Consider the following 5589-nt stretch of genomic DNA (forward strand, 5'->3'; position numbering starts at 1 on the left):
GGGGGGCGAGCTTGGTCACGGGCTTCAGGTCGCGGGCCTCACGTCAGGGGCTTCAGGTCGCGGGCCTCAGCGCGGCACGGTCCGCGGCGGGGTCGGCCAGCAGGTCGGCGAAGGCGAGTTCGGCGGTGCCGATCAGCAGCTGGTCGGGGCCGAGTTCGGCGGTGGTGACGGTCAGCGCCTCCCGGTCCGCGCGGATCGCGTCCTGGCCGAGGTCCGTGCCGGCGGGCCGGTTGCGGTACAGGCTCGCCAGGAAGCCGCCGAGGACGACCATGGCCGGGTTGAAGACGTTGACGGCGTTGCGCACGGCGATCCCCAGCAGGTCCAGGTCGCGCCGGACCAGGGCGAGCACCTCCGGGTCCTCGCCGGCCGCGGCCAGCGCCTCGTCCAGCCGCTCGGCCTGGTGCGCCGGCAGCGCGACCGCGTCCAGCAGCGCCTGCTGGGTGACCTCGGCCTCCAGACAGCCGGTGGCACCGCAGTGGCAGGCCAGGCCCCCGGTGCGGACGAAGGTGTGGCCGAGTTCCCCGGCGTACCCGGACACGCCGGTGATGACCTCGCCGCCGCTGACGACGCCGCCGCCGATGCCGCTGGCGCCGCCGATCAGATAGACCAGGTCGTCCACGCCGCGCCCGGCGCCGAAGGCGACCTCGCCGAACATGCCCAGTAAGGCGGCGTTCGCGGCCTTGACCGGCAGCCCGGTCGCGCTGCCCAGCTCCGCGGCCAGCGGCTCCTCCTGCCACCGCAGGTGGGTCGCGTCGCGGACATGGCCGTCGGAGAGCCGGACCTGGCCGGGCACGGCGACACCGATGCCCACGACGTCCAGGGTGCGCCCGGTCAGCAGGCCGTTTATCGCCGCGGCGCTGCGCGCCACCACCTTCTTCGCGGTGAGGTCGGCGGCGGTCTCGATCCGCCAGCGCTCGATCACCTGGCCGCCGAGGCTGACCAGCCCGACGGTGATCGCGTCGACCTCGGGGTTCACCGTGACCGCCACGGTGCTGCTCGACGGCGTGATGACCGCGCTCGGCCGGCCCTTGCCGGGGCTCGCGGCGGGCCGGCCCTCGACGACCAGGCCCAGGCCCACGAGTTCGGCCAGGCAGACGCCCACGGTGGAGCGGTTCAGCCCGGTGCGCCGGGTCAGCTCCGCGCGGGAGAGCCCGCCGCCGCGGTGCACGAGCGTGAGGAGGGTGGCGAGGTTGTTGCGGCGCAGGTCGTCGGCGGTGCCGCCGGCGGGCCGCCGGGCGCCGCCGTTCACCGGTCGGGGCATGCCGGCCACTGGGTCGTTCCCTTCTCCTCCGGCGCGGGGGCCGGCGCGCCGCCGGGCACCGGCCACTGCAACGACCGTACGTAGGCGAGTGCTTCGGCCGCCCCGTGCGCGCGGTCCATACCCATGTCCTCCCACTCCACCGAGATCGGGCCGGCGTATCCGGCGGCGGTCAGCGCGCGGAACGCGTCCTCCCACGGCACGTCGCCGTGCCCCACCGACACGAAGTTCCAGGCCCGGCGCGGGTCGCCCCACGGCAGGTGCGAGCCGAGCAGCCCGGAGCGGCCGTCGCGCGGGCGCAGCCGGGTGTCCTTGCAGTCGACGTGGTAGATCCGGTCGGCGAAGTCGGTGATGAACACTACCGGGTCCACGCCCTGCCACATCAGGTGGCTGGGGTCCCAGTTGAAGCCGAACGCCCGCCGGTGGCCGAGGACTTCGAGGGTGCGGTGGGCCGTCCAGTAGTCGAAGGCGAGTTCGCCGGGGTGCGGTTCGTGCGCGAAGACCACGCCCTCGTCGTCGAAGACGTCCAGCACCGGGTGCCAGCTGCGCGCGAAGTCCTCGTACCCGGCGTCGACGACGTGGTCGGGGACGCCGGGGAAGCCGACGACGTAGGGCCAGATCGTGGAGCCGGAGAACCCGACGACGCGCTCCACGCCCAGCTTGCGGGCGACCCGGGCGGCGCGCTTCATCGCCTCGGCGGCGCGGGCCCGCACGCCCTCGGCGGCGCCGTCGCCCCAGATGTGCCCGGGCAGCAGGTCGGCGTGGCGGAAGTCGAAGGCGCCGGTGCCGACGGCGTTGCCCGCGGCGTGGGCGGACAGCGCCCACACGCCCAGGCCGTGCCGGTCCAGCAGTGCCCGGAAGGAGTCGAGGTAGCCGGGGTCCTCCTCGGCGCGGACCAGGTCGAGGTGGTTGCCGCAGTCGACCTCCAGGCCGTCGTAGCCCCAGGCGGCGGCGTCGGCGGCGATCCGCTCCAGCGGCACGTCGTACCACTGGCCGGTGAACAGCGTGACGGGCCGGGCGGCCGGTGCGGTCATGGGGTGGGGGCTCCTTCGGTGTGCTGTACCGCCGGGTGCTGCGGGGTGGTCGGCGCCGGGGGTGTCTCGGCGATGTCGGTCCAGGTGCCGGACGCGGCGGACGCCACGACGGCCGCGGTCAGCCGCACCATCGCCAACCCGTCGCGGAAGGTGGGCAGTTCCGGGCGCGGCGGCGCGCCGGCGGCGGCGTCGTAGCTGTCGCGGACGAAGGCGTTGAAGGCGTCCTGGTAGCCCATCGGGTGGCCGGCGGGCAGGATCGACAGCCGTGCGGCTTCGGCGGACAGGTGCGGGGTGTCGCGGGGGACGCGGCGCTCGCCGGTCTTGTCGGCGTACCACAGCGCGTTGGGGTTCTCCTGCTCGAACAGCACGTTGGCGTCGGTGCCCGAGACCTCCAGGAAGAGGTGGTTCTTGCGGCCGAAGGCCATCTGGGAGACCATCAGCGACCCGATGGCGCCGCCGTCGAGTTCGACGACGAGGGCGGCGAGGTCCTCGGTGGTCAGCGGGCGGCCTTGCGGGCTGCGGTCGTGGACGGTCCGGGTGACCGCGTTGACCCGGGTGATGCGCCGGCCGGAGACGAACTCCACCAGGTCGCCGAGGTGCGAGCCGATGTCGCCGAAGGCCCGGGACGGTCCGGTCGCCGCGGGCAGGCTCCACCAGCCGTCCTCGTCGTAGGCCAGCCGCCATTCCTGGAGGTAGGCGCCGCGCACCCCGACCAGGGCGCCGAGGCCGCCGGCGGCGGCGCGGGCGCGGGCCTCGACGGCCATCGGGTGGTAGCGGTAGACGAAGGGGACGGTGGCGGTCAGGCCGCGGGCGGCGGCCAGGGCGAGCAGGGCGGCGCCCTGGTCCGGGTCCACCGTCAGGGGCTTCTCGCAGATGACGTGCTTGCCCGCCTCGAGCGCCGCCTCGGCGTAGCCGGCGTGGGTGCCGTTGGGGCTGCACACGTGCACCACGGTGACGTCGTCGTCGGCGAGCAGGTCGTCCACCGAGGCGTACGCCCGTGCCGCGCCGAGGTCGCGGGCGGCGGTGCGGGCCCGCTCGGGGGAGCTGGAGGCCACGCCGTGCAGCGCTCCCCCGGCCGCGCGGACGGCGCGTGCGTGCACGGCCGCGATGAAACCACCGCCGATGATGCCGGCGCGCGGCGCCGGGCGGGGACTGGTGTCGGCTGTCCACATGGGTGCCATCATGGCATAGTTATGTTTGCGGTTCAAACAATTGGGTCCCGGCGGGAGCAAGGAGAACTCGGATGGCGCAAGAAGCGGCGGCGCACCAGGCACCGCGGGAGCCCGGCCCGTTGGAGTGGCCGCAGGGGGGCCTCGCGTTCGGCGGTGACTACAACCCCGAGCAGTGGCCGCCGGAGGTGTGGCCGCAGGACGTGGCCCTGATGCGCGAGGCGGGCGTCACCCTGGTCACCGTCGGCGTCTTCTCCTGGAGCGCGCTCGAACCGCGCGAGGGCCGCTACGAGTTCGGCTGGCTGGACCGGGTGCTGGACCTGCTGCACGGCGCGGGGATCGGGGTGGACCTGGCGACGCCGACGGCGAGCCCGCCGCCGTGGCTGCTGCGCGCGCACCCCGGCATCCTGCCGGTCCGGGCCGACGGCACCCGGCTGGGCGCCGGCGGCCGGCTCGGCTGGTGCCCGAGCAACCCCGACTGGCGCCGCCACTCCCTGCGCATCGTGCGCGCGCTCGGCGAGCGGTACGGCGACCACCCCGCGGTGCGGCTGTGGCACGTCGGCAACGAGTACGGCAACGGCAACCGGATGTGCCACTGCGCGGACTCCGCCGCGCACTTCCGCCGCTGGCTCGCCGCCCGCTACCCCTCGCTCGACGCGCTCAACGACGCCTGGGGCACGGCCTTCTGGGGCCACCACTACGCGGACTTCGAGGAGATCGACCCGCCGCGGGACGCGGGGATGCCGGGCAACCCGGGCCTGGTGCTGGACTTCGGCCGCTTCTCCTCCGACGCGCTGCTGGCGCAGTACGACGCCGAGCGGCAGGTGCTCGCCGAGCTCTCGCCGGACCGGCCGGCCACCACGAACTTCATGGTCGGTGCCGGGCCCCACGTCGTGGACCACAGCCGGTGGGCGCCGCGGCTGGACGTGGTGGCCACCGACCACTACACGACGGCCGCCGACCCCGAGCGGGTGCAGGAGCTGGCGTTCAGCGCCGACCGCACCCGGGGGCTGAGCCCGGGCCGGCCGTGGCTGCTGATGGAGCACGCGGCGGGCGCGGTGAGCTGGCAGCCCAGGAACCTCGCCAAGGAGCCCGGCGAGCTGGCCCTCAACTCGCTCGCGCACGTCGCCCGCGGCTCGGACGGCGCGCTGTTCTTCCAGTGGCGGCAGTCCGTGGCCGGGTCCGAGCAGTACCACTCGGCGATGCTGCCGCACGCCGGCACCCGCACCCGGGTCTGGCGCGAGGTGCGCGAACTGGGCGGCCTGCTGCGCCGGATCGGCGAGGTGGCGGGCAGTACGGTGCCGCCGGCGCAGGTCGCGCTCCTGGTGGACGACGAGTCGGCGTGGGCCTGGGAGGCGGGGCCCAAGCCGCACCAGGACCTGCGGCTGGAGCAGGTGGCGCGGCGCTACCACCGCGCGCTGTGGCGGCGGAACGTGCCGGTCGACGTGGTCGCGCCGGGGGCCGCGTGGGAGGGCGCCCGGGTGCTGCTCGTGCCGGGGCTGTACCTCACGGCGGACAGCACCGCGCGCCGCGTCGAGGCGTTCGCCCGGGCCGGCGGCAGGGTCGTGGTGACCTACCTGTCGGGCGTGGTGGACGGCGCCAACCGGGTGCGCACCGGCGGCTACCCGGGCGCGTTCCGGGAGCTGCTGGGGGTGTGGGTGGAGGAGTTCCACCCGCTGCTCGACGAGGACCGCGGCACGCTGGACAACGGCTGGGCGTACGGCCGGTGGAGCGAGCACCTGCACGCCGACGACGCCGAGGTGGTGGCGGCCTACACCGCGGGCGCGCTCGCCGGGCGGCCCGCGGTGACCCGGCGCACGGTGGGCCGCGGCGAGGTCTGGTACGTCTCCGCGGACCTGGACGCCGAGCCGGTGGCGGCCCTGCTGGAGCAGGTCCTGACCGGCAGCGGGGTGCGGCCGGTGGCCGACGCGCCGGACGGAGTGGAGGCGGTGCGCCGGGTCTCGGCGGCCGGGTCGTATCTGTTCCTGCTCAACCACGGCCGGTCCGAGGCGCGGGTCCCGGCCGCCGGCCGCGAGCTGGTCGGCGGCCGGGAGGTCACGGGCGAGGTGGTCGTGGCGGCGCGGTCGGTGGCCGTGGTGCGGGAGGAGCGGCCGACGCGGTGACGGCG

The 5589-nt window shown here is 75.5% G+C and carries 4 protein-coding genes; 1 reads left to right on the top strand and 3 read right to left on the bottom strand.

Going from position 1 to position 5589, the window contains the following annotated elements; translation table 11 throughout:
• Positions 1-52 precede the first annotated feature (52 nt).
• Genes AC3EVP_RS36635 through AC3EVP_RS36645 form a run of 3 tightly spaced genes read right to left on the bottom strand, consistent with a single transcriptional unit; the run spans position 53 to position 3464 of the window.
• Positions 53-1261: an ROK family protein gene (locus AC3EVP_RS36635; RefSeq protein ID WP_335972659.1), complete on the bottom strand. Its 1209-nt coding sequence runs from the start codon at positions 1259-1261 to the stop codon at positions 53-55.
• A complete protein-coding gene (locus tag AC3EVP_RS36640) occupies positions 1246-2292 on the bottom strand; it encodes a sugar phosphate isomerase/epimerase family protein (protein WP_435138043.1) in 1047 nt (348 codons plus the stop codon). Before AC3EVP_RS36640 ends, AC3EVP_RS36635 begins: the two co-directional genes overlap by 16 nt.
• Entirely contained in the window at positions 2289-3464 is a 1176-nt protein-coding gene (locus AC3EVP_RS36645; protein WP_435138046.1) for a Gfo/Idh/MocA family protein, read from the bottom strand. The genes AC3EVP_RS36640 and AC3EVP_RS36645 overlap by 4 nt, the downstream gene beginning before the upstream one ends.
• Before the next feature lie 71 nt (positions 3465-3535).
• Between AC3EVP_RS36645 and AC3EVP_RS36650 the strand changes: the two genes are divergently transcribed.
• Positions 3536-5584, top strand: a complete 2049-nt coding sequence (locus AC3EVP_RS36650; protein ID WP_435138049.1) for a beta-galactosidase — start codon at positions 3536-3538, stop codon at positions 5582-5584.
• The last annotated feature ends 5 nt before the right edge of the window (positions 5585-5589 follow it).

Source organism: Actinacidiphila sp. bgisy144, assembly GCF_057708105.1.